This window comes from Agrobacterium salinitolerans, from assembly GCF_027498475.1.
In the GTDB taxonomy this organism is placed as follows: Bacteria; Pseudomonadota; Alphaproteobacteria; order Rhizobiales; family Rhizobiaceae; genus Agrobacterium; species Agrobacterium salinitolerans.
Map to the genome: position 1 here is coordinate 1,143,909 of NZ_JAPZLN010000001.1, position 24,877 is coordinate 1,168,785.

The window sequence follows — 24,877 nt, forward strand, 5'->3', positions numbered from 1 at the left end:
TGCAATATGATTTTTATTAGTAATTATTTTAATGCATAACTTGTGAGGTCAAAAAATATTCTTTGCTGCCGTGGGAAGGTATAATTTGCGCCGCAGAGACCTCCCGGAAAAGACGAAGGGCCCTCCACGACGGAAGACCCTTTCTTTTTTGGGGGAGAGGCGAATCGCTATTTCTTGCGGTGACGCGTCAGCCCCGCCACAACTTCATCGGCGGAAATCGTGCCGACGATCGCACCATTGTCGACAACGCCGATCGCGCCGGAATGTTTTGAAAGCGCATCGAGAATATCGATCAGCGGCGATGACGGACGGGCGGTGGCGGCGACTGCCATTTGCCCATTGCGTTCGTCCACGCCCTTTTTCATCACATCGGCGGCGGTCAGCATGGAGATCGGGTTCATGTTCTGCACAAAATCCGCGACATAGGGCGTGGCCGGCTGCTTGACGATCTGCTGCGGCGTTCCGCACTGGATGATGCGTCCGCCTTCCATCATGGCGATACGGTTACCGATGCGGAAGGCCTCGTCCAGATCGTGGCTGACGAAGAGAATCGTTTTCTTCAGCCGGCTCTGGAATTCCAGAAGCTCGTCCTGCAGGCGGCTTCTGATGAGGGGATCGAGCGCCGAGAACGGCTCGTCCATCAACAGGATCGGCGCGCCGGTGGCGAAGGCTCTCGCCAGCCCCACGCGCTGCTGCATGCCGCCGGAAAGCTCGCCCACCTTGCGGTCGGCCCAGGCGGAAAGATTGACCAGTTCGAGCTGCTCGGCGACCATGCGCTTGCGCTCGGCTTCCGGCACGCCGGAAAGCTCAAGCCCGAAGCCGACATTGTCGGCCACATTGCGCCAGGGCAGCAGGCCGAATTGCTGGAAGACCATGGAGACCGTGTGCATGCGCAGGTCACGCAACGTTTTCGCAGGGCAGCGATAGGGATCGACATAACCCGAACTGGTCTTCACGCCGACATTGCCGCGCACCACGGGCGCAAGCCCGTTGACGGCCCGGAGCAGCGTCGATTTGCCGGATCCGGAAAGCCCCATGAGGACGAGAATCTCGCCTTCCTTGACGGACAGCGAGGCATTGGCGACACCGAGCACCAGCCCGGTTTCGGCATTAATCTCCTCACGCGTACTGCCCTTGTCGATCAGCGGCAAAGCAGCATCGGGCCGGTTGCCGAAAACGATATCGACATTTCCGAAGATGATAGCATCACTCATAGATCATCCTCCGCGCCGGGAAGTCGGAAAAGTCGGTCGAGAACGATCGCCAGTATGACGATGCACAATCCCGCTTCGAAGCCCATGGCTATATTGACGGTATTGAGCGCACGCACCACCGGCACCCCCAGGCCATTGGCGCCCACAAGCGCGGAAATGACCACCATCGACAGCGACAGCATGATCGTCTGGGTGAGACCGGCCATGATCTGCGGCGCGGCGAAGGGAAGCTCCACCTTGCGCAGAACCTGCGATGGCGTGGCGCCAAAGGCGACGGCCGCCTCCACCAGCGCCGGCGGGGTCGAGACGATACCGAGACGGGTCAGCCGCACGGGAGCTGGAATGGCGAAGATGACGGTGGCGATGAGCCCCGGAACCATGCCGAGACCGAACAGCACCAGCGCCGGGATGAGATAAACGAAGGTGGGGATGGTTTGCATCAGGTCCAGCACCGGGCGCATACCGGCATAAATCCATTTGCGCCTTGCCGCCAATATGCCGAGCGGTATGCCGATGATCATGCACACGGTGCTGGCGGCGATGACAAGCGCCAGCGTCTCCGTCGTCGCCTTCCAGTAGCCAAGGTTGATGATGAGCAGCAGGCCGAGCGCGGTGAAGACGGGCATGCCGACGGAGCGGCGCGTCCAGGCCGAAAGCGCCGTCAGGATCGCCACGATGATGAGCGGATGCGGCGCCTGCAACACATAAAGCAGGGCGTTGATGACACCTTGGAAAATGAAGGAAAGCCAATCGAAGAAAAAAGCGAGATTGCCGGTCAGCCAGTCGATGGCCTCCTTGGCATATCGGCCGACGGGCAGGCGGTTTTCAGAAGCGCTGAGCCATTCCACGGTAAGAAAAGACCTTTCGTGAACTAAAACAATTCCGGCAAAACTGCAGAGCGGTTTTGCCTCCGGAATTGCGCAGACAACAAAGAAATAGAGCATCGTCATCCCGTTTCACCGGGATTGCTCCAATGCAAAAATGACGGCCGGCAACAAAACTGCCGGACGCGGTGCTGGCGCATGACCTTCAATGTCTGAAAATTCACAGGCAAGGTCATGCATGGGCATCGTTATTTCCCGCTGATCCGGCCTGCCGCGCAGGCCGGATACAGTCATGCATCGTCTTGCGGCTTAGAGGCCGAGAGCTTTCTTGGCGGCAGGCAGGGCATCAGCGCTGCCGTCCTTGGTCTTGACATTGGCGAGCCAGGGCTCGATCGCCGTCGGATTGGCCTTCAGCCAGGCGGTTGCAGCCGCCTCGCCCTCAAGGCCGTCATTCAGGATTTTGCCCATGATCTCGTTTTCCATGGGCAGGGAAAATTGCAGGTTCTTGAGGAAGGCGCCCACATTCGGGCATTCCTCGACGTAGCCCTTGCGGACATTGGTATAGATCGTCGCGCCACCGAGATTGGGGCCGAAGACATCGTCGCCGCCGGTCAGATAGGTCAGTTTGAAATTCGCATTCATGGGATGCGGTTCCCAGCCGAGGAAGACGATGGGCTCGCCGGATTTTTCAGCGCGGGCCACCTGGGAGAGCATACCCTGTTCGGACGACTCGACCACCTCGAACGACTTCAGACCGAAGCTGTCCTTGGCCACCATGTCGAGAATCAGGCGATTGCCGTCATTGCCCGGCTCGATGCCATAGATCTTGCCGCCGAGCTCGGCGCTGTGGGTGGCGATGTCCTTGAAGTCCTTGATACCGAGTTCGGCGCCCTTGGCGTTGGTCGCCAGCGTGTATTTCGCGCCGGTCAGGTTTTCCCGTAGCGTCTCGACGGATTTGTCTTCGCGGTAAGGCGCGATATCGCCTTCCATGGTCGGCATCCAGTTGCCGAGGAAGACGTCGATGTCCTTGTTTTTCAGGGATGTGTAGGTGACGGGTACGGAGAGAAGCTTGACGTCAGTTTCATAGCCAAGGCTTTTCAGAAGCACGGTGGCGGTCGCCGTCGTGGCGGTGATGTCGGTCCAGCCGACATCGGAAAAGCGCACTGTGCCACAGCTTGCCGGTTCCGCAGCACCGGCCGCACTGAACGTCATGGAGGAGATTGCTGCGGCCAGGGCCAGACAGCGGCTTCTATTTGCAAACATATGGCTTGCTCCCTGTTTTTCGTTCCCTTGCCATTATCAATATCTGCCGGACACAATCAACTCGCGCGCATTTGCGTGCTTTGGCGCACCGTTTGCGACAAAATCGTGAAAATGTCGGTATTCAGCGGAGCAATGTCGAAAAAGGACAGACCGTAGAAATCTGTGTTTTTCACATAGCCATACTTTTCAACCCGCCTCTTCGCCGTCAAAAGACGCTGAATGCAGCATCGGCTGGAAATCCGGGACCGATTGTGAAACACGGTGTGCCGATTGATGAGGCTGGAGCATTCAAACGCACGTCGGAATGACGAAACGGTGCTCCTGGAGTGGATAATGGCAAAACTCTATTTCAATTATTCGACGATGAATGCCGGCAAATCGACCATGCTGCTGCAGGCCTCCTATAATTATCAGGAGCGCGGCATGCGCACGCTGATTTTCACCGCTGCCTTTGACGACCGGGCCGGCGTCGGCCGTGTTGCTTCGCGCATCGGTCTGTCCTCCGACGCCCTGACCTTCGATGACAAAACCGACCTGTTCGCCGAGGTATCGGCCCTCACCGCCGAAGCGCCGGTCGCCTGCGTTTTTGTCGATGAAGCCAACTTTCTCTCCGAACACCATGTCTGGCAGCTTGCCGACATTGTCGACAAGCTGAACATCCCGGTCATGACCTACGGCCTGCGCACGGACTTTCAGGGCAAGCTCTTCCCCGCCTCGAAAGAACTGCTCGCTATTGCCGACGAGCTTCGCGAAATCCGCACCATCTGCCATTGCGGCCGCAAGGCGACGATGGTGGCCCGCTTCGACAGTGAAGGAAAGGTCGTGACGGAAGGCGCGCAGATCGATGTCGGCGGCAACGAGAAATATGTTTCCTTCTGCCGCCGCCACTGGGTGGAGACGTTTAAGGGCGAGTGAACATCTGCGTCCGGTTGCCGCATTTGATTTTCCGCAAAGATGGCCGCCCTGCTCCCGGGCTAAGACGACGGCGACACATTCGCGTGGATGTGCTTTCTCTCAGGAGCAAAACTATGCAGAACAGAACTGCCAAATTCGCCGGCCTTGCCATTCTCGCAGGTCTTTTCGCCTTTCCCGCCCTTGCTGCCGAAATCGAAGTGAAGATGCTCAACAAGGGCAGCGACGGCCAGGCGATGGTCTTCGAACCCGCAACCGTCAAGGCCGCCGTCGGCGACATCATCACCTTCGTCCCGGTCGACAAGGGCCATGATGCGGCCGCCGTGAAGGACATGATCCCCGAGGGCGTCGCAGACTTCAAGGGCAAGATGAACGAAACGGTGAAGGTGATCGTCGAGAAGGAAGGCGCCTACGTCGTCAAATGCACACCGCATCTCGGCATGGGCATGATCGCCCTTGTCGTCGTCGGCGATGCGGCGCCGGCCAATCTTGACGCCGTCAAGAACGGCAAACTGCCGAAAAAGGCGCGCGACCGCCTGAATGACGAGATCGCCAAGCTCGGCCTCTAACCACATATGCCTTCGGTTCCGCGGCGGCTGTTCCACAATCCGTGTGAAAAGCCATGACGGCCGGCGCGGACCGCAGGTTGAGAAAAGTTTCGCAATCATGTTGTATCCCGGTTGACCGGGACATATCTGGAAGACAGTAAATGACCGCGGTTGACAGGCAACGCCAAAGGCACCCTGCCGAACCGCGGATTTTTCTTGCCGCATCCGGCCCACGGGCAGAGGAGACGATGACGACATGATAGACCGGATCACCGCTTTGATTCAGGCAGGTTTCAGCGCCATCGGCAAGGCTGCCGGTCTTCTCGTCGCATGGCTGTTATGGCCCTTCATGGCCGCGCATGGCTGGTACAGCGGTCGCAACTGGCTCATCAAGGGCCCGATTGCTCTGATCGTCATCCTGCTGGCCGGTTTCTACGGATATTTTGTCTGGCAGACGCAGGTCTGGACGAATTTCGATCCGGATTACATTTCCCGTTACAAACTTGCCGAACGCACCGTGCCCCCCGGACAGGAATTGCCGGCCGTAACCCCTGCTGCCGCCGCCGGCGCAACCGGTGTAGCCGCAAACACATCCGCGCCGGTCTGCCAGCGTTCGGCCATCGTTGACGCGGCCGCCGATCTCACCGATTTCAACGTCAACCAGAACGCATGGATTTCCTCCATGCTGCTCTATCGCCTCGGCCTCTTCGGCATGGACTGGGACAGCACGCCGTTTCTGGACAACAAGGCGTCTTTCCAGCGCGGCGTAAACCAGGCCGTGCGCCGCACCTCGGTGGAACTGGTGGATACGCTCGGCCGCGTGCGCGGAACCTCCGGCATCAACAACAATCTCCAGGAAGCACGCGGGAACATGCAGTTCAGCGAATATTCCTGGTATTTCGGCCTCGATCCCTTCGGCCCGAAGACGCCGACCCCCAGCTATTACCGCGCCGCCATCCGCAGCTTCCAGGCCTTCAACGGCGAACTCACGGCCTGCAAGGCGGTTTTTGACACCCGCGCCGACAACCTGATCCAGTTCATCGACCGTATCGCTGGCGACATCGGTTCGACTTCGGCGATCCTTCGCGAACGTTCGGAAAACTATAATGGCGGCTGGTTCGATACCCGCGCCGATGACCGCTTCTGGTTCGCCTATGGCCAGCTTTACGGTTATTACGGCGTGCTTTCCGCGGCCGGATCGGACTTCGCGCAGGTCATCCGCGAGCGCAACCTGACCAACCTGTGGAACGACACGCTGTCGCAGACCCGCGCAGCTCTGCGCATACAGCCGGCGATCATTTCCAATGGTGAGGAAAGCGGCTGGATCATGCCCTCGCACCTCGCCACCATGGGATTTTACGTCCTGCGGGTTCGCTCGAACCTCGTTGAACTTCGCTCTGTTCTCGACCGGTAATAGGAAAGCCGGTCCGTTGCGGCCGGCTTATTCTATCAGCCGCAAACGGATGGTCTTGGCCACCAGCTGTGTGCGATTGACGCAGTCGAGCTTGCGCATGGCATTGTTCATGTAAGTATTGACGGTGTGCTCCGAGATGGAGAGAAGCTCGGCAATCTCCACGGAGGTCTTCCCCTGCGCCGTCCAGCGAACCACATCGAGCTCCCGCTTCGTCAAAGGCGACGGCCCTTTCGAAGCGACGCGGCAAAGGCGGTCATAGGTTTCCAGCGCATGCAGCGCGATCATGCAAAGTTCGTTCAGAGACGCCTGCGGCAGGGTATCGCGATCGCCCGCGAAATTCATCAGATGCCGGTTTCCGGACATGCCGTTCACCGGCACCATGAGACCGGAAGTAATGCCCATGCTGCCGACCGAATCTACCGCTTCCACCAGCGACCCGCAGGCCATGTCCGGGTCTTCCAGCGACCAATATTGCGGCAACATCGACGAGGCACCACGCTTGATGACCGGACAGTCTCCAAGCGCACAATCCTTGGTCATCGCATTCACGACCCAGACCGGCAGGCTGCTTTCAACAACCACCGGCAAAGCAAAACCGTTCGGTCCGCCGGGTAACTTCAAGAGGGTGACATGGGCATAGCCAAATGCGTGCATCACCTCCTGTAGCGCCTCCAGCCACTGGAATTTATCGGCGGCGGCCGACAGATCCCGGCACAGTCTGGCCTGACGCTCCGTCTTCACCATTCACGCACCGCCGCCATGCCGGACTGGCCGGAGCGAAGAACAGGTGAGCGGTTCAAACGGGGGGCGACCTTCATGACGAGCCGACCAGATGACCTAAAGCACCGGCTTTTCGGATTTGCCTTTCGGCTTGGCCATCAGTTTTTCCAGGAAACCGAGCATGACCGCCGAGACGACAAAAGCCAGATGAATGATGGTGAACCACATCAACTTGCTGTCCGAATATTGACTGGCGTTGAGGAAGATTTGCAGCAGGTGGATCGACGAGATCGCCACGATCGACGACGCGACCTTGATCTTCAGGCTGCCGGAATCGAGCTTGCCCAGAAAGGAAACCTCGGCATCGGCATCGTCGAAGCGGCTGACGAAGTTCTCGTAACCGGAAATCATCACCATGACGATCAGGCTGGCAACCAGCGCCGCATCGATCAGACCCAGCATGGCGAGGATCATGTCCGCTTCGTCATAGGTGAAAACGTTCTTGGCAACTTTCAGAAACTTGAGCGCGAAGGAAAACGCATAAACCGCCAGCGCCGCGACGAGCCCGAGATAAAAAACGACGAGCAACCAGCGGCTGGAGAGGATGATCCGCTCAACGAGCAGTTCAAGAGACTTCATTTCCGTATCCGATTAATAGTCCATTTATTGTACCGCCATGTAAACTGGCTGCGAATATCCTAGCAAGCCGCCATGTCCGGACTTTGACCATACCGTGGCGTTTTCCCACCTATTCACCGATCAGGTCCGAGAACGGATAAGCGTCATATTTTTGCAACATGCCGTTATGCTTTAAAACATGATTGAAAAAATCATATATAATATGTTGACAGTTATCATCATGTTTTTTAGTCCTCGCTTATCGGCTCGCCCGTAACAATCAAAACAGTTTCAGCCGCAGCGGCAAGCGCGGCGTGCCTTCGCACGCCGCGGCCCGTTCGCGCGCCTACCTGGGGGTAATTAATGTCCATTTCGCGCACGCATTCCGCGCTGCTTTTGTGCACTGCCATCTCTCTTCTGCCGCTTGCCGGCCCCGCCCTGGCACAGAATGCCGCGTCGCAGGCGGACGGCGCCACCACGCTTGAAAGGATCGTCGTCAAGGGCAAGCGTGTCAAAAGCGCCAATGCCGCCGCTGACACGCCGCTGGCGAGCCAGACGACAGCGGAAGACATCCGCAAAAAAGACATCGGCAGCATCAAGGACCTCGGCAACAGCACGGAACCGGGCGTCGATTACGTCGATGCCAAGCCCGGCCGGCCCGGCGGCCTGTTCATTCGCGGCCTCGGCGGCGCGCGTGTCGTCACCTTGATCGACAATATTCCCGTTCCTTATTTCAACAATTTCGCCCGTCAGGGTCAGGCAACCACCACCCTCAGCGATACGAGTTCGAGCTTCGATTTTTCCTCGCTCTCGACGGTCGATGTGGTGCGTGGCGCAGATTCCAGCCGTATCGGCTCCGGTGCTCTCGGCGGCGCGCTGGTGCTGCGCACGCTCGAGCCGGAAGACCTGATCGGCGAAGGCAAGGACTGGGGCGGTGTGGCAAAGACCACCTATGACAGCGAAGACAGAAGCGTGGGCGGATCGCTCGCTGTCGCCAAGAAGATCGAGAATACGTCAGTTCTGTTCCAGGGCTCCTACAAGCGCGGCAACGAGACAGACAACAAGGGCACGGCCGATATCTACGGAACACGCCGCACCAAGCCAAACCCCGCCGACACCTACGAAAGCAACCTGATGTTCAAGATCCGCCAGGATCTGGAGGGCGGTCACAGCATCGGGCTGACGGCCGAGCGTTATTCGCTGAGAAACCGTAGCGACATGAAGACCCTGCAGGGCGTGAGCGTTTCAGGCTCGACCTACCGGATCGGCGACTACCGGGGCTACGAGGATACGGAGCGTGATCGCGTATCGCTCGATTACGAATACGAAGCGCCTTCGACCGACGGCGTGATCGATGCCGCCAATCTTTCGCTCTACTGGACGCGTCTTTCCAAGGAGTCCGGCGCCGGTGACCGCCTGACCAATAATTCGCTCTATATTCGCGAAGACAGCATGCGCAACAGCGCCTTCGGCATCGTCGGCGGCCTTGAATCCGGCTTCGAGCTTGGCGGCGTGCAGCACACGGTCCGTTTCGGTGGCAACGCCATGACGACCGATTTCAGCCAGGAGCTTTTCGCCAACACGGCCGGCGTGACCTCTTCGTCCCAGTCCGACATGCCTGACGTGAGCGGCAAGAGCCTCGGCCTTTATCTCGATGACGAAATCGCCTTCGGCAACGGCTTCCGCCTGACCCCCGGCCTGCGCTTCGATTCCTATGACTACGACCCGGACGGCTCGGTTTCGAGCAACAGCGGCTACAGAACGTTTGGCCTGCCGACCGGCAATAGCGGCTCGCGCTTCTCGCCGAAGCTTCTCGCGACCTATGACGTCACGCCGGAACTGCAACTCTTCGCCCAATGGTCGATGGCCTATCGCGCCCCAACGATTAACGAACTCTACCTGAACTTCTCCAACGTCAGCTCCGGTTACGCGGTGGTCGGCAATTCCGCCCTCAATCCCGAGACCAGCAACGGTTTCGAAATCGGCGCGAACTACGCCTCCGGCGACCTGACGGGAAGCCTGACGCTATTCCACAACAAGTACAAGAACTTCATCGAGCAGTACACGACCTCAACGACGCTCTTCCCCGGCTTCGGTGGCAGGGGCAACGGATCGCTCTTCACCTATCGCAACCGTAACAATGTCGAAATATCAGGTGTCGAAGCCAAGGTCCGCAAGGATCTCGCAAACGGCTTCTTCGCCCATGCTTCGCTCGCTTACGCCTATGGCAAGGACACCGACACCAACGAATTCATTCGCACGGTCGCGCCCTTCAAATCCGTCGTCGGCATCGGCTACGAGCAGGACGTCTGGGGCACGGAACTGACCGGTGTCTTCTCCTCCGGCATGCGTGACGACAGGGTGGCCAACACCTTCGACGCCCCCGGCTACGGCGTCTTCAACCTGACCGGCTGGTGGGAACCGGAACAGACCAAGGGCCTGCGTATCCAGGCCGGCATCTACAATCTGTTCGACAGGAAATACTGGAATGCCGTCGGTGTTCGCGACGTGAACCCGAATTCCGTCAGCACCGTCAACCAGCCGGTGGACTTCTATACCGAAGCTGGACGCACCTTCAAAATCTCTCTGACCCAGAAATTCTAAAACCGCGCAGAAACATCATCTCCAGTCGGGGCGGCCTTCGGGTCGCCCCTTTTTTGTCAGCGGCAATAAAGATAGCCGCCTTTTCGCTCCAGCACGTCGAGATGCAGGTGATCCTGATGGGTGGCGTCGCTGCCGGGCGAAAGAACCGTGCGGAAGAATAGGCAGGCGGCGGCGGTAATCGTGCGCTGGAAAGCGCCTTCCGGCGTTCCGTCCTCACCGCGCGGCTTCATCACCAGTGGCTCGCCCTTATCGAAGGCGATCGTGGAAATATCGACGGCATTGCCCTTGGCATGTTCGGAAATCTTGCCGTTTTCCGCGCTGTTGCGGTTGCGGCAGATATAGGTCGAGGCATTGGCGATAGACCTCACCTTTTTTTCCGGCATTGCCAGAGCCGCCGCCGGTAGCATCATCTCCTTTGCCCAGCGGGAAAGGGCAAGCGCGGTTTCGCAGCGCATGGTCCCCGATGGCTCCAGCTTGATACCGGGCAAAACCACGGAAAGCTCGACAGGCGCTTCGATACCGCAGCCCGGCTCCGCATCGCGGATCGGCTCAAGCTGTTTGAATTCCGCACCGATATCCTTCAACGCGCCAAGGCATGCCTGAAGCGCGGCCGGGTCTTCCGGCCTCACCGGCTCCGGCGGCTTCTCTTCCGGTTTTGCAGCGTCAACATCCGGTTTCGGTTGTTCACCCTCCTCTTTGCCCTCACCCGCCTTGTTCTCGACGCCTTTCTTGCTGTCATCGGGTCCCTTGTCTTCCGGCGTCATGCCGTCATCCGGTTTCCGCTCTTCCGGGACCTGCGGCTTCGGGGCCGGTTTCGGCGCTTCCGCCGGGCTTTGCGGCGGCTCGTCCGATGGCTTTTCCGAGGGAGTGGCAGGTTGCCCCTCACCCGGTTTCGGTTGCGGCACCGGCACCTGCGCCGGCGGTTCAGAGGCGGAAATGAATGCGAGGGTGGTTACCAGAAGACAGACGCGATGAAGCATTTTATGGGGCACTCCTGACCGTTTCGGCAGAAGTGCAACGCCGCCACGGCCCGTAAGGTTCATTCCCTCACCGAAATCCGCTTGCCAAGGCGGATCGTGCGCGCTAACAATTTTCCCATGAACATCGTGTCTAAGAACATTGCTAACTGGTGGTGGGGCAGCTTTTCGCGGCCTTGACCAGTCATGTCTTTAGACAAAGTCCAAGCCGCCCGAATTTTCAGGCGGCTTTTTTGTTATTATGCCGCCTGTCATCGGGCCTGAACAACGGGAAGTATGAGAGAAATGGTAACGATCATTCAGGATGACGGAGCGGAAACCTACGAGACGAAAGGCGGCATCAAGGTCAGCCGAAAGCGTCGGCCCGCCGATTACGCCAGCGCCATCGATAATTATATCGAAAAGCTCGATTCCCATCGCGGCGCGGTTTTTTCGTCCAACTATGAATATCCAGGCCGTTACACCCGCTGGGATACAGCCATTATCGATCCGCCGCTCGGCATTTCCTGTTTCGGCCGCAAGATGTGGATCGAAGCCTATAATGGCCGCGGCGAAGTGCTGCTCGATTTCATCACGGAAAAGCTGAAGACAACGCCCGACCTTACCCTCGGCGCCGCCTCGACCCGCCGCCTTGATCTCACCGTCAACGAACCGGACCGCGTTTTCACCGAAGAAGAACGCTCGAAAATCCCGACCGTCTTCACCGCACTGCGCGCCATCGTCGACCTCTTTTATTCGAATGCGGATTCGGCCATCGGCCTGTTCGGCGCCTTCGGTTACGATCTCGCCTTCCAGTTCGACGCGATCAAGCTGTCGCTGGCGCGGCCGGAAGATCAGCGCGACATGGTGCTGTTTCTGCCGGACGAAATCCTCGTCGTTGACCACTATTCCGCCAAGGCCTGGATCGACCGCTACGATTTCGAAAAAGGCGGCGTGACGACGGACGGCAAGTCCTCCGACATCACACTCGATCCGTTCAAGACCACCGATACGATCCCGCCCAAGGGCGATCACCGTCCGGGCGAATATTCTGAACTGGTGGTGAAGGCCAAGGAAAGCTTCCGCCGCGGCGACCTGTTCGAGGTCGTGCCCGGACAGAAGTTCATGGAGCGCTGCGAAAGCAATCCGTCGGCGATTTCTCGTCGTCTGAAGGCGATCAACCCCTCGCCCTATTCCTTCTTCATCAATCTCGGCCATCAGGAATATCTGGTCGGCGCTTCGCCGGAAATGTTTGTGCGCGTCTCCGGTCGCCGCATTGAGACCTGCCCGATATCAGGCACCATCAAGCGCGGTGACGACCCGATTGCCGACAGCGAGCAGATCCTGAAGCTGCTCAATTCGAAGAAGGACGAATCCGAACTCACCATGTGCTCGGATGTTGACCGTAACGACAAGAGCCGCGTCTGCGAGCCGGGCTCGGTGAAGGTCATCGGCCGCCGCCAGATCGAGATGTATTCGCGCCTCATCCACACGGTGGACCACATTGAAGGCCGCCTGCGTGACGATATGGACGCCTTTGACGGCTTCCTCAGCCACGCCTGGGCCGTCACCGTCACCGGTGCGCCGAAACTCTGGGCCATGCGCTTCATCGAAGGCCATGAAAAGAGCCCGCGCGCCTGGTATGGCGGCGCAATCGGCATGGTCGGCTTCAACGGCGACATGAATACGGGGCTCACGCTACGCACCATCCGCATCAAGGACGGCATCGCCGAGGTGCGCGCCGGCGCGACGCTGCTCAACGATTCCAATCCGCAGGAAGAAGAAGCCGAAACCGAACTGAAGGCGTCGGCCATGATATCGGCCATTCGCGATGCAAAAGGCGCCAACTCCGCCGCCACCAAGCGCGACGCCGCCAAGGTGGGCACCGGCGTGAAGATCCTGCTCGTCGACCACGAAGACAGTTTCGTGCATACGCTGGCGAATTATTTCCGCCAGACGGGTGCCACGGTCTCGACCGTCAGATCACCGGTCGCAGCCGACGTGTTCGATCGCTTCCAGCCCGATCTCGTCGTGCTCTCTCCCGGACCGGGCAGCCCGACGGATTTCGACTGCAAGGCGACGATCAAGGCCGCCCGCGCCCGTGACCTGCCGATCTTCGGCGTCTGCCTGGGTCTTCAGGCACTGGCGGAAGCCTATGGCGGCGAGCTGCGCCAGCTGGCCGTGCCGATGCACGGCAAGCCCTCACGCATCCGTGTACTTGAGCCCGGCCTCGTCTTCTCCGGTCTCGGCAAGGAAGTGACCGTCGGCCGTTATCACTCGATCTTCGCCGACCCCTCCACCCTTCCGCGTGATTTCATCATCACCGCGGAAAGCGAGGATGGCACGATCATGGGCATAGAACACGCCAAGGAGCCGGTGGCCGCCGTTCAGTTCCACCCGGAATCGATCATGACGCTCGGCCAGGACGCCGGCATGCGCATGATCGAAAACGTCGTGGTACATCTGACCCGCAAGGCGAAGACCAAGGCTGCATGATGCCGGCTGCCGACGCCATCAGCATCGAACCCATCCGGACAGAGCACGTTGAAAGCTTTCACCGTGCTCTCGATGCGGTGTCGCGCGAGCGGAAGTATCTTAGCTTCCTGGAGGCGCCGCCGCTCGATTCGGTCCGCGCCTTCGTTCTCGACATGATCGAAAACGACCATCCGCAATTCGTGGCGATTGCGGATGGCGAAGTGATTGGCTGGTGCGATATCCGCCGCCAGGACAGAGCGACCCGCGCCCATTGCGGCACGCTCGGCATGGGTATCCTGCCTGCCTATCGGGACAAGGGACTGGGTGGACGACTGATGCGGCGGACGCTCGATGCCGCCCGCGAATTCGGGCTGCATCGTGTCGAACTGAGCGTGCATGCGGACAACGCCAGAGCCATTGCACTTTATGAAAAGATCGGCTTTGTGCATGAAGGCCGGGCCCGCGATGCCGTTCTGATCGACGGGCGTTACATCGACAGCCTCAATATGGCGATCATCTTCGGCAACTAACCCCTCGGCAGCGAGGCGGAAATGCACAGCGCGAATTTCTTCAGCAGCTGCATGTCGAAATGCCCTTCCCGCCGCAGCATCCAAGTTAACGCATCATTCGCAGTCCACGGCTTCTTGTAGGGCCTGACCGAGGTGATGGCGTCATAGACGTCGCAAATCGCCGCGATACGCGCATAGAGGCTGATCTGGCTGCCCGCACGGCCGCTCGGATAACCGCCGCCATCCATCCGCTCATGATGATTGAAACAGACATCGAGCAGCATCTCCGGCATCTGCGCGTTGCGCGACAATATATCTCGGCCGAATGCGGGGTGGAGATTGATGATTTGCCGCTCGCTGGCGCTCAACCCTTCCGCCTTGTTGAGGATCGATGAAGGAATTTCCACCTTGCCGATATCATGTAGCAACCCGCTGATACCGAGCAGATTGACAGTTGCCCTGTCGAGCCCGAGATAATTTCCGAAAAGGATCATCAGCCCGCTGACGGAGACGGAGTGCACAAACGTCGTTTCGTCTTTGGATTTCAATCGGGTGACCCCGATGAAAATCGCCGGGTTCGACTGCACGGCGTCGGAAATCCTACCCGCTGCCGTCGCCATGCTTGTCAACGAGACACCGCCACCGGTTTCCGCAACCGCAAAGGTTTCCGCAACCGCATCGGCTGCCAAACGCACGGCATGGCTGATCACAGCGGTGGTCTCTGGGGAACTGTCCGTTTTCATCGACGTCGGTCCGCCAACACCCGACCTTGCTTCGACATCGTTTCCCCTGGCGGTATTTATGACGATGCTTTCCGCGCCGCTCGCTTTCAGCTGGCGCACCCCATCCTCATGCCGCAGGAGAAAGCGATGTCGTTGCATAATCTGCCGGTTCGACGCCGTTCCCTCGACCGCCTCGATAAACATGCCAACAGTTAATTGCCGGGTGGAAATTCGCTTCAACATCAGACGCTTTTATTTTCCTCCCCGGGAATGTTAACGTGGCCCGCTATTGATAAAGGCCGACATAAACCAGCCTCCAGATGGACAAATATAAGCCCGTTAAAATATTCAAGTATGCAACACTAAACACAACATAGCACAAATATGAAAATTGTTTACTCAGGATATATTTAAAATACGAAGAATCAATACGAAGACACCAAGAAACAACCCACGAATGTAAATACTGAAAATTCTCGCATATGACGCAAACCAGAAGTCGAAGAAGAGCCGCATGAATTCGAAACTTGAAACGCGCATCGATCAGGGTACGGGCCGCGAACCGGCAGATATGGTTCTCAAAGGCGGGCGATTCTTCGACCTGGTGACCGGGGAACTTGTTGCTTCGGACATTGCCATTTGCGGTGATACTGTCGTTGGCACATGTGGAGACTACAAGGGTCGGCGGGAAATCGATATTTCCGGCAAAATCGTCGTTCCCGGCTTCATCGATACGCATCTCCATATCGAATCGTCGCTCGTTACACCGCATGAATTCGACCGCTGCGTTTTACCCTATGGCGTTACCACCGCCATTTGCGACCCGCATGAGATTGCCAATGTTCTGGGCGTTGAGGGGCTTCAGTTCTTCCTCGACAGCGCCATGGAAACCATCATGGACATCCGGGTGCAGCTCTCCTCCTGCGTGCCCGCCACCCACCTTGAAACCGCTGGCGCCGATCTGCCCATCGAAAAACTGCTACCGTTCCGAAATCATCCGAAGGTCATCGGGCTTGCCGAATTCATGAATTTTCCGGGCGTCATCCACAAGGACCCGGTGTGCATGGCAAAGCTGGAGGCCTTTCAGGGCCAGCATATCGATGGGCATGCGCCGCTTCTCTCCGGCACGGCGCTGAACGGCTATCTCGCCGCCGGCATCCGCACCGAACATGAATGCACGAGCGCGGCTGAGGCGTTGGAGAAAATCCGCAAGGGCATGCATATTCTGGTGCGCGAAGGCTCGGTCTCGAAGGACCTGCACGCCCTGATGCCGATCATCACCGAGCGCCTCTCGCCCTATCTGGCGCTCTGCACAGATGACCGCAACCCGCTCGATATCGCCGAACAGGGCCATCTCGACTATATGATCCGCACGGCGATCGCCAGCGGCGTGGAACCGCTCGCCATCTACCGCGCCGCCTCGATTTCCGCCGCGAAAGCCTTTGGCCTGCGCGACCGCGGCCTTGTCGCACCGGGGTGGCGCGCCGATCTCGTGGTCATCGACAGCCTGCAGAACTGCAAGGCCAGCATGGTGCTTTCCGGCGGCAGGATCGTCGATGACGCGCTGTTTGCCACCCGCAAACCGGTCGCACCCGTCGGCCTTGATAGCGTCAAGGCAAGACCCGTGCTCGCCTCGCATTTCGGCGTGCCGGTCACAGAGGGCGAAAGCCCCGTCATGGGCGTGCTTCCCGGCAAGATCATTACCGAACACCGCCGCTACAAGCTGCCAACGGACGGCAACCAGACCACCGTCGATCTTGAAAACGACATCATCAAGGTCGCCGTCATCGAACGCCACGGCAAGAACGGCAATCACGCCAATGGCTTCGTTCAGGGCTTCGGCCTGAAAAAGGGCGCCATCGCCTCCACCGTCGGCCATGACAGCCACAATATCTGCGTTGTCGGCGTCAGCGAAGACGACATGGCGCTGGCCGCCAACCGGCTCGGCGAAATCAAGGGCGGCTTCGTGGTGGTGGAAGACGGCCGGGTGACGGGCGAGATCGCTTTGCCCGTCGCCGGGTTGATGAGCCTAGAACCCTACGAGACCGTTCGAGATACACTGCACACGCTCAGAAAAGCAGCCTATGCGCTCGGCACGACACTGGAAGAACCTTTCCTGCAGGTCGCCTTCCTGCCCCTGCCCGTCATCCCGCATCTGAAGATTTCCGATATGGGTATGGTGGATGTGGACAGGTTTACACTGATCTGACGGAGGCTTGCCGACCGGAGCAGCGGAAAACGCTCAATTCGCCCTTTGAGGCTGCGAGAGCGGCCTCATGCTTTCGCTTCCGAAGGCCAGGTGACGTAATAATATTTGCCCGCGACCCTGCCAAAATAGGCGTGTTTTCCTGTCGCATTGTCGATATAGCTGCCGCTTCCATCCCTGGAGAGCGCGCCGTCTTCGCTGCGCTTCAGCTGCGTATTGAGAAAATCCACCCAGTTGGTCTTGGCAATGTCAGTGGCTGTCGTCGGCTTGGCGTTTTTCTGGTTCGGATTCCACGCATTGATCGTTTTGCCTTGAGTGGGGTTCGAAACCTGCAAGGCCCCACGCTCGAGAGCACTCATCATCGACCGGGCGCGCAGATATTGCGCCGGATCGTCCCCCGCCAGAGAAAGCTTGGCCCTCAGATTCCGCATGAAGTCGGGCGATGCGATATAGTCGGCTGACGAGGTTTTGGGGGCTGGTTTCGGTGTTGATGCGCGGGCTGCCGATTGTCCGGAGAGAAAGACCTCTCGGATGGATGGAGGCGCGGCCTTAGCTTTGGCGCGCGACGAGGTGGAATTCGCGGTATTGGGCTGATTGAAATTCTTGATTGAAACGGACATGACAATCCCTGCTTCACTTTATGGGTGGAGACCGAAAAATCTGTAGGTTTCAATAATTAATACTGGAAGCTTGCCCAAGGCTCGCCAAAAGCGAAGTAAATGTGAAAAAATTGCTGAAAAATTTTCATTAATGCGAATACATGTGTTTTTTAATATTTAATTAATTCGAATTGAATCCATAATAAATTAATCAATACTTAAATATTACTATTCACCATCCAAGACGCGATCATGGCGCCGCATTTGATCAACGAAAGGCGGCCGCGAAGACTGACATCTTCCGCTGGCCGAAGAGCGCAGGGAGGCTATGAACCCAAAGGCAGGGACTTGCGAAAATAAACCACCCGCTGCGTTTCCTCAAATCCCAGCGCCGCATGCATGCGGTGTGAATCGACATTGGAAATGTCGGCATCGGAAGCAAGTTCGCTCACACCCTTGCTGGTCGCCCAACGGGTTACTTCGGCAATCAAAGCAGCCGCAACGCCCGTTTGCGAAAGGCCTCCTCCACATAAACGCCTTCGAGAAACGCCACGGGTGAGGTGTCGCATCCGTTGACATAATCATGCCGCAGGCTGGCTTCGGCAAAACCGATGGCCATGCCCGCCGGATCATAGGCAATAAATCCAACTTCATTGTCGGAGACGTCCTGCAACTCCGCCCGGTGTTCGGTGGGTGAAGCATCCGGCCACAAACGGTGCCGCAGAAGCGACCACTCATCGAGCGATGCTTCGCCAGCCGCCTCGATGGCAAATTGCCCGCTCATGCAACGACCCCGCAAAATACATCCAGCCCCTCGAGCGTCACGATCCCCGCATCGAATAACGGTGCGAAACCCGGCATCGGCAGTATATCGGTGACCCGCATGGCCTTCGGTATTGGGAATTCCACCGCCTCACGGGTGAGGTTGAAAACGAAGAGCAGTTTTTCATCGCCCTTCTGGCGCGTGAAGGCCAGCACGTCGAGATTGGTCTTGATAAAGTGCATATCGCCATCGCGCAGTGCGCCGTGACCTTTGCGGAAGGACAAAACCGCGCGGTAATGGTTCAGAACCGAGTCCGGCTTGCGCTCCTGCGCATCCACAGCCTGCATGGCATGAACATAGGGCACCGGCAGCCACGGCTTTTCAGCGCTGGAAAAACCGGCATTCGGCTTGCCTGTCTCCCACACCATCGGCGTGCGGCATCCGTCCCGCCCCTTAAAGGCGGGCCAGAAGCGGATGCCGTAGGGATCGCGCAGATCCTCGAAAGCAAGTTCCGCCTCGGTCAGACCCAGCTCCTCTCCCTGATAGAGACATATGGAACCGCGCAGGCTGGCGAGAACGCAGATGGCAAGCTTCGCCACGCGCACCTGCTCCTCCGCACTTTCGGAAAAACGGCTGAGGTGACGCACCACATCATGGTTGGAAAAGGCCCAGCACACCCAGCCATCCGTCACCACCTTGCCGAAGGTCTCGACCGAGGCGCGCAGATGCTTCGCGCTGAAATCCGGCCCCAGCAGGTCGAAAGTGTAGCACATGTTGAGCTTGTCATTGCCGGACGTATAGGCCGCCACCGTCTTCAGCGACCGCGCCCCGTCTCCCACCTCACCCACCGTGGCGCGGCCCTCATAGTCGTCGAGCAGCGCGCGAAAACGCTTGAGGAAGGCCACGTTTTCCGGCCGCGTCTTGTCGTACAGATGGTCCTGCATGCCATAGGGATTGACGTCGGAAGCATCGAGACCGAAACTTTCCTCGTCGAAAAGCGGCGGGTTGTCGCGCAAAAGCCTGTCATGGAAATAATGGTTGACGGTATCGAGCCGGAAACCGTCAACGCCGCGATCCAGCCAGAAACGCACGGTTTCGAGAAGCACATCCTGCACATCCGGATTATGGAAATTGAGATCCGGCTGCGACGCGAGGAAGCTGTGCATGTAATATTGCTTGCGCACGCCGTCCCATTCCCATGCCGGGCCGCCGAAGACGGAAAGCCAGTTGGTGGGGGCCGTGCCATCCGGCTTGGGATTGGCCCAGACATACCAGTCGGCCTTGCTGTTGGTGCGGCTCGCTCGGCTGTCCACGAACCAGGGATGCTGGTCCGACGTGTGCGAGATGACCTGATCGATGATGACCTTCAGCCCCAGCCGGTGCGCCTCGGCCATCAGCGCGTCGAAATCGGCAAGCGTGCCGAACATCGGATCGACATTGCAATAATCGGAAACGTCATAGCCCATATCGGCCATGGGCGAGGTGAAGAAGGGCGAGAGCCAGATGCCATCGACGCCGAGCGAGGCGATATAGGGCAGACGTTTCGTCACTCCGGCAAGATCGCCATAGCCGTCGCCGGTCGTATCCTGAAACGAGCGCGGATAGACCTGATAGATCACCGCTCCCTTCCACCAGTCCGATTGTGCTTGAGATTTGTGGACCGGGGCATGGGGCAGTGTCATCGGCGATCTCCTGAGGGTGTCACGCCGGGAGAATATAAAGCCCTTGCGCCCGCGTAAACCGGAACTTCGCACATGCACAAACGGCCACAACCGCCCTTGTCAGCGGCGCGCACTCGTCGTAAGCCGCATGGCTGGAAAAAACGGGAGGATGACGGCGTGGGCGGACGGTTTCTGTCGATTGGCGAATGCATGGTGGAACTGTCGCAGGCCGGCAACGGGCTGCTGCGCAAGGGTTTTGCCGGCGATACGTTCAATACCGCCTGGTATGCCCGGGCTTGCCTGCCGCAAGACTGGTCCGTCGATTATTTTACCGCGCTCGGCGACGATCCTCTCTCTGAAGACATGCTCACCTTCATCGCGGATGCCGGCATCGGCACGGAAAAAATCCGCCGCATCAAGGGTGGAACGCCCGGCCTCTATCTCATCAACCTGAAGGATGGCGAACGCACCTTCAGCTACTGGCGCAATGCCGCCGCCGCAAGGCAGCTTGCCACTGACGCGGACCACCTGCGCAAAACGGTCGAGAGTGCCGATGTGGTCTATTTCTCCGGTATCACGCTCGCCGTTCTCGCCTCTGCCCATGATGTCGATACGTTCCTCGCCGAACTGCGCCGCGCCAAAGCGGCGGGCAAGCTGGTGGTCTTCGATCCCAACATTCGCCCGCGCCTGTGGGCGGACAGGGATACGATGCTCGAAACCATCTCCAACGGTGCGCGCGCCGCAACGCTTGTCATGCCGAGCTTCGATGACGAGGCCCGCCATTTCGGCGATGTGTCCGTGGAAGCGACCATCGACCGCTACCGTTCACTTGGCGTTGAAAACATCGTCGTGAAGGACGGCGCCAAGGGCGCGACGCTCGATTTCGGCGGCAGTCGCACTCACGCCCCGGCAGTGAAAGCCGTGGACGTGGTGGATACGACAAGCGCCGGCGACAGCTTCAACGGCGCCTTCCTCGCCCGTTACGTGACCGGCAGTTCTCCCGAAGAGGCCGCCACCTTCGCGGCAAGGGCTGCGGCGACCGTCATCGGCCACCATGGCGCGCTGATCAGCCCCGAGTTGCTTCCACTGGTGGGATAGGGCTCGCTACACTGCGCGAACGTGGATTTTCGCATGCAGCCACCTCGGGTTCCCTCATTCCTGTTCCCCGGAACAAGTCCGAGGAACAGGGATAAGGACAGAAGGCAGCGCCGCCGACAACAGCAAAATTTTGAGCGCAACCACGATTCCCCACCGCCATACACCCTGACATGATCCTGTAACACGCACGCCGCATATACGGGCAGAAGCCGGGCAATGGGGATTCGCCCGCGCGCAGATGAGCAGGATCAGTGTTTCATGACCAGAATCACGATTGTCACAGATGCCTGGCACCCGCAGGTCAACGGCGTGGTTCGCTCCATTGAAAACACCAATACCGAACTCGCGCGGCTCGGCGTCGATGTGCACATGGTCACACCACAGAGTTTTTACAGCATCCCCTGCCCCACCTATCCGGAAATCCGCCTGTCGGTCGCCGGTTATCGTCGTGTGGCGGCGGAGATCGAAAAAAGCCAGCCCTCCTTTGTGCATATTGCCACGGAAGGGCCGCTGGGCTTCATGGCCCGGCGCTGGTGCGTGAAGAACCGTATGCGTTTTTCCACCAGCTACCACACCCGCTTTCCCGAATATGTAGCCGCCCGTTTCCCCGTCCCGGAAAGTTGGCTCTACGCCTTCGTGCGCTGGTTCCACAATGGCGGCAACACCTGCATGGTGGCCACGCCGAGCCTTGAGACCGAACTGGAAGCCCGCGGCGTGCGCAACCTCAAGCGCTGGAGCCGCGGCATCGACGCCGAGCTTTTCCATCCCCGCCCGAAAACCAAGCTGCCTTTCGATCTGCCGAGACCGATCTTCATGACGGTGGGACGTGTGGCGGTGGAAAAGAACCTGCCGGAATTCCTGGAACTCGACCTGCCGGGATCGAAGATCGTCGTTGGCGACGGTCCCGCCCGCCATGAATTGCAGGAAAAATACCCTGATGTTCTGTTCACCGGCATCAAGACCGGTGAGGAGCTGGCCGATGCCTATGCGCAGGCCGATGTCTTCGTTTTCCCCTCGAAGACCGACACCTTCGGCAACACCATTCTCGAAGCGCTGGCCAGCGGCGTTCCAGTTGCCGCCTTCCCCGTGACCGGACCGATCGACATTCTCGGCGGAAACCCCGCCGCCGGTGCGCTGGACACTAATCTGCGCGACGCCTGTCTGGCGGCGCTTCACTGCTCACCACAGGCAGCGCTTGCCCTTTCCAAAAGCTACAGCTGGGAAAAGGCCTCGCGACAATTCCTCGACAATGTCATCCATGCCGCCGGAAAATCACTGCCGCTTCTGTCGCGCTCGCGGCTTGCATGAGGCAATCCCCGAGATTTGTGCGGGAATGAGTGGACGAAACGGTACGGGAGTGTCACAAGGCGATCAGGACGCGACTGCCGTTATCTTTAGAACGGGGTCGGGCTGCTGATTGACGTCAGGCGGCTGCCGCGAGATTACGCTGGCCGTCCTTTTATCAGATCGACCCCCTCACCAGTTACCAGTGAGAGACCGGCCCGTCAGCGGCACGGTCCGCGCCTTGCCGTCCCGGTCGGTCACCGAAAGCGATGCCGCCATCTGCTTGGGGGATTTGCGGAACCAGTTGGCGGCAACGCTCGCCATATCGCCGATCATGGCCTGTTTGTGCCAGTCGGCAAAACGTCTGGCCGACGCTTCCGGCTCGGAACGGTAGAAGAAATCGCCGGATTGGCCGAGATCATTGATGGACGCCGCCATGGCCGACAGCGGCCGCTGGAACATCTTTGCCGGCACCGCAAGCGCATCGGCACCTTCGGAAAAGGCCGGCGCCATGAAATCGATCGCCCAGCCGTCCGCCTCGACCCAGCAATGGAAATTCTCGCCTGCACCCGTCACATAACCATCTTCCCGATGATCTGCGAACAAGAGAACCGTTCCGCCGAGATTATAGGCGGCAAGCCCGCCCTTCGGCACCGCCTTCACCTTGTAGTGCTGCTGCAGAATGAAGGCGCCGAAGGTGCTGAAATACATGGAGGCCGAGGCAGGATCGGCATTCTGGCTGATGAGCAGGCTGTTGATGACGCGGTAAATCCTGAAATAGTCGGTCTGCTTGATCAACATAGTCTTTTACTCTTCAAAGCCGGACAGTGAAATTGGAACGAGCGAATGCCGCTTGTTTCGTCTCCCCGCCGGGGAGAAGTCCGCGGCAGCGGGATGAGGGGGCGAGAGTATAGATATTCAGAGAGCGAGCCCCCTCATCCGACCCTTCGGGCCACCTTCTCCCCGGCGGGGAGAAGAAACAGGCCGAGACCCTTCACGTCAAAATCAACGCCGCTTCTTCGCCTTGCTCTCGAACGGATTGTCCGAACCCCGGTAATGCACCCGGATCGGCACACCCGGCATGTCGAAATCCTTGCGCAGACCGTTCACCAGATAACGCGTATAGCTTTCCGGAATAGATTCCGGTCGGGTGCAGGAAATCATGAAGGCCGGCGGGCGGGCCTTGACCTGGGTCATATATTTCAGCTTCAGGCGGCGGCCGGAGACGGCCGGCGGCGGATGCTGCGTGGTTTGCGCATCCAGCCAGCGGTTGAGACGGGCCGTGGAAATGCGGCGGTTCCAGACCTTGTCGGTATCGATGATGTTCTGCATCAACCGGTCGAGGCCATAACCCGTCTGGCCGGAAATCGGCACGGCGCGAATGCCGCGCGCCTGCGGCAGAAGCCGCTCGGTCTTTTCGCGCAGATCGGCCAGATAGGCCTGCGGGTCTTCGACCAGATCCCATTTGTTGAAGGCAAGCACGGCGGCGCGGCCTTCACGGATGACGAGGTCAACCAGCTGCAGATCCTGCTTTTCGAAGGGGATGGTGCTGTCGAACACGATGACGACGGTTTCCGCAAAGCGGATGGAACGCAGCGAATCCGCGACCGAAAGCTTTTCCAGCTTCTCCGTCACCTTGGCCTTGCGGCGCATGCCGGCCGTGTCGAACATCTTGATGGTGCGGCCGCGCCAGTCCCATTCGACCGAGATGCTGTCGCGGGTGATGCCGGCTTCCGGGCCGGTCAGCAGCCGGTCTTCACCGAGGAAACGGTTGATCAGCGTCGACTTGCCCGCATTCGGCCGGCCAATGATGGCGACGCGCAGCGGCTTGGTCTCGTCATAAACCGGCTCTTCGTCTTCTTCGTCCTCGCTGCCCGGTTCGCTGCGCGGCAGAACGATATCCGTCTCCGCCTCATCCACTTCCGGCGGGAAAGCCACGTCCTCGCCGATTGCCTCAACAATGGCGTCGCGCAGGTCGATCATGCCCTGACCGTGTTCGGCCGAGATCGGGCAAGGGTCGCCGAGGCCGAGCGTGAAGGCATCGTAGAAACCGGCGTCGGAACCGCGCGCTTCAGACTTGTTGGCCACCAGTACCACCGGCTTGCCGCGACGGCGCAGCATTTCGGCCAGCGTCTCATCGGCCGGCGTCAGGCCCGCCTTGGCGTCCACAACGAACAGCGTCACATCGGCATCGTCAATCGCCGCTTCGGTCTGCGCCCACATGCGGCCCTGAAGCGTTTCCGGACCGGATTGCTCCAGACCGGCGGTATCGATGATGGTGAAACGCAGGTCGACCAGCTTCGCCTCGCCGGGGCGACGATCACGGGTCACGCCCGGCGTATCGTCCACCAGCGCCAGCTTCTTTCCAACCAGACGGTTGAAAAGCGTGGACTTGCCGACATTGGGGCGCCCGACTATGGCGACGGTGAAGCTCATTGATCCTGGTTCCTTAAAGCACGTCTGCCCAAAACACTACCTGTTTTGGGC

Annotated in this window: 21 protein-coding genes and 1 pseudogene; 10 read left to right on the forward strand and 12 right to left on the reverse strand. The window is 59.1% G+C overall.

What is annotated here, in order from left to right; genetic code table 11:
- Window positions 1-167 precede the first annotated feature (167 nt).
- From choV to O9X91_RS05570, 3 genes are all read right to left on the reverse strand, one after another.
- Entirely contained in the window at window positions 168-1,214 is a 1,047-nt protein-coding gene (gene choV / locus O9X91_RS05560; RefSeq protein WP_077981543.1) for a choline ABC transporter ATP-binding protein, read from the reverse strand.
- Window positions 1,211-2,062, reverse strand: a complete 852-nt coding sequence (choW, locus tag O9X91_RS05565; RefSeq protein ID WP_077981628.1) for a choline ABC transporter permease subunit — start codon at window positions 2,060-2,062, stop codon at window positions 1,211-1,213. The genes choV and choW overlap by 4 nt, the downstream gene beginning before the upstream one ends.
- A 285-nt stretch (window positions 2,063-2,347) precedes the next feature.
- On the reverse strand, window positions 2,348-3,250 hold the full coding sequence (locus O9X91_RS05570; RefSeq protein WP_374635826.1) for a choline ABC transporter substrate-binding protein: 903 nt from the start codon (window positions 3,248-3,250) through the stop codon (window positions 2,348-2,350).
- An 8-nt stretch (window positions 3,251-3,258) separates the two neighbouring features.
- Here O9X91_RS05570 and O9X91_RS05575 point away from each other — a divergent pair, with 8 nt between their 5' ends.
- The 4 genes from O9X91_RS05575 (at window position 3,259) to O9X91_RS05590 (ending at window position 6,175) form a co-directional block, all read left to right on the forward strand.
- Window positions 3,259-3,609, forward strand: a complete 351-nt coding sequence (locus O9X91_RS05575; RefSeq protein ID WP_165691079.1) for a hypothetical protein — start codon at window positions 3,259-3,261, stop codon at window positions 3,607-3,609.
- A 25-nt stretch (window positions 3,610-3,634) separates the two neighbouring features.
- On the forward strand, window positions 3,635-4,216 hold the full coding sequence (locus O9X91_RS05580; RefSeq protein WP_269833986.1) for a thymidine kinase: 582 nt from the start codon (window positions 3,635-3,637) through the stop codon (window positions 4,214-4,216).
- 113 nt (window positions 4,217-4,329) lie between these two features.
- Window positions 4,330-4,782 carry a pseudoazurin gene (locus tag O9X91_RS05585; protein ID WP_077981540.1) on the forward strand — a complete coding sequence of 151 codons (453 nt, stop codon included), beginning with the start codon at window positions 4,330-4,332 and terminating at the stop codon, window positions 4,780-4,782.
- 235 nt (window positions 4,783-5,017) lie between these two features.
- A complete protein-coding gene (locus tag O9X91_RS05590) occupies window positions 5,018-6,175 on the forward strand; it encodes a DUF2333 family protein (RefSeq protein ID WP_077981539.1) in 1,158 nt (385 codons plus the stop codon).
- A 27-nt stretch (window positions 6,176-6,202) separates the two neighbouring features.
- On the opposite strand, the gene O9X91_RS05595 is transcribed toward O9X91_RS05590, so the two are convergent.
- On the reverse strand, window positions 6,203-6,919 hold the full coding sequence (locus O9X91_RS05595; protein ID WP_269833985.1) for a helix-turn-helix transcriptional regulator: 717 nt from the start codon (window positions 6,917-6,919) through the stop codon (window positions 6,203-6,205).
- Window positions 6,920-7,012: 93 nt separating this feature from the next.
- The gene (locus O9X91_RS05600; RefSeq protein ID WP_077981537.1) at window positions 7,013-7,534 is read right to left on the reverse strand and encodes a TIGR00645 family protein; all 522 of its coding nucleotides are present in this window, start codon (window positions 7,532-7,534) and stop codon (window positions 7,013-7,015) included.
- Window positions 7,535-7,876: 342 nt separating this feature from the next.
- On the opposite strand from O9X91_RS05600, the gene O9X91_RS05605 reads away from it, so the two are divergent.
- Window positions 7,877-10,117 (forward strand): TonB-dependent hemoglobin/transferrin/lactoferrin family receptor, encoded by a 2,241-nt coding sequence (locus tag O9X91_RS05605; protein WP_269833984.1) that lies wholly within the window; start codon window positions 7,877-7,879, stop codon window positions 10,115-10,117.
- Window positions 10,118-10,173: 56 nt separating this feature from the next.
- On the opposite strand, the gene O9X91_RS05610 is transcribed toward O9X91_RS05605, so the two are convergent.
- Window positions 10,174-11,097 carry an extensin-like domain-containing protein gene (locus O9X91_RS05610; protein ID WP_142911759.1) on the reverse strand — a complete coding sequence of 308 codons (924 nt, stop codon included), beginning with the start codon at window positions 11,095-11,097 and terminating at the stop codon, window positions 10,174-10,176.
- 282 nt (window positions 11,098-11,379) lie between these two features.
- Here O9X91_RS05610 and O9X91_RS05615 point away from each other — a divergent pair, with 282 nt between their 5' ends.
- Window positions 11,380-13,569 carry an anthranilate synthase gene (locus O9X91_RS05615; protein WP_142911760.1) on the forward strand — a complete coding sequence of 730 codons (2,190 nt, stop codon included), beginning with the start codon at window positions 11,380-11,382 and terminating at the stop codon, window positions 13,567-13,569.
- Entirely contained in the window at window positions 13,566-14,078 is a 513-nt protein-coding gene (locus tag O9X91_RS05620) for a GNAT family N-acetyltransferase (RefSeq protein ID WP_162520306.1), read from the forward strand. The genes O9X91_RS05615 and O9X91_RS05620 overlap by 4 nt, the downstream gene beginning before the upstream one ends.
- On the opposite strand, the gene O9X91_RS05625 is transcribed toward O9X91_RS05620, so the two are convergent.
- Window positions 14,075-15,022, reverse strand: a complete 948-nt coding sequence (locus O9X91_RS05625; protein ID WP_142911761.1) for a cyclic di-GMP phosphodiesterase — start codon at window positions 15,020-15,022, stop codon at window positions 14,075-14,077. The genes O9X91_RS05620 and O9X91_RS05625 overlap by 4 nt on opposite strands.
- A gap of 271 nt (window positions 15,023-15,293) precedes the next feature.
- Between O9X91_RS05625 and ade the strand changes: the two genes are divergently transcribed.
- Entirely contained in the window at window positions 15,294-16,988 is a 1,695-nt protein-coding gene (gene ade, locus O9X91_RS05630) for an adenine deaminase (RefSeq protein WP_142911762.1), read from the forward strand.
- A gap of 65 nt (window positions 16,989-17,053) precedes the next feature.
- Here ade and O9X91_RS05635 read toward each other — a convergent pair whose 3' ends face one another.
- From O9X91_RS05635 to bglA, 3 genes and pseudogenes are all read right to left on the reverse strand, one after another.
- Window positions 17,054-17,605 (reverse strand): hypothetical protein, encoded by a 552-nt coding sequence (locus O9X91_RS05635; RefSeq protein WP_142911763.1) that lies wholly within the window; start codon window positions 17,603-17,605, stop codon window positions 17,054-17,056.
- A 305-nt stretch (window positions 17,606-17,910) separates the two neighbouring features.
- Window positions 17,911-18,368, reverse strand: a pseudogene (gene aac(6'), locus O9X91_RS05640) (aminoglycoside 6'-N-acetyltransferase).
- The gene (bglA, locus tag O9X91_RS05645; RefSeq protein WP_142911764.1) at window positions 18,365-20,029 is read right to left on the reverse strand and encodes a beta-galactosidase BglA; all 1,665 of its coding nucleotides are present in this window, start codon (window positions 20,027-20,029) and stop codon (window positions 18,365-18,367) included. Before bglA ends, aac(6') begins: the two are co-directional and overlap by 4 nt.
- A gap of 156 nt (window positions 20,030-20,185) precedes the next feature.
- Here bglA and O9X91_RS05650 point away from each other — a divergent pair, with 156 nt between their 5' ends.
- Both O9X91_RS05650 and O9X91_RS05655 read left to right on the forward strand, forming a co-directional pair.
- A complete protein-coding gene (locus O9X91_RS05650) occupies window positions 20,186-21,106 on the forward strand; it encodes a sugar kinase (protein ID WP_162520307.1) in 921 nt (306 codons plus the stop codon).
- Window positions 21,107-21,364: 258 nt separating this feature from the next.
- Window positions 21,365-22,414 carry a bifunctional monoglucosyl/glucuronosyl diacylglycerol synthase gene (locus O9X91_RS05655; protein ID WP_077981528.1) on the forward strand — a complete coding sequence of 350 codons (1,050 nt, stop codon included), beginning with the start codon at window positions 21,365-21,367 and terminating at the stop codon, window positions 22,412-22,414.
- Between the two features lie 168 nt (window positions 22,415-22,582).
- Here the strand turns inward: O9X91_RS05655 and O9X91_RS05660 are convergent, their stop codons facing one another.
- Window positions 22,583-23,191 carry a DUF2026 domain-containing protein gene (locus O9X91_RS05660; protein WP_142911765.1) on the reverse strand — a complete coding sequence of 203 codons (609 nt, stop codon included), beginning with the start codon at window positions 23,189-23,191 and terminating at the stop codon, window positions 22,583-22,585.
- Between the two features lie 204 nt (window positions 23,192-23,395).
- Window positions 23,396-24,826, reverse strand: coding sequence for a ribosome biogenesis GTPase Der (der, locus tag O9X91_RS05665; RefSeq protein ID WP_077981526.1), 1,431 nt, complete (start codon window positions 24,824-24,826; stop codon window positions 23,396-23,398).
- Window positions 24,827-24,877 lie beyond the last annotated feature (51 nt).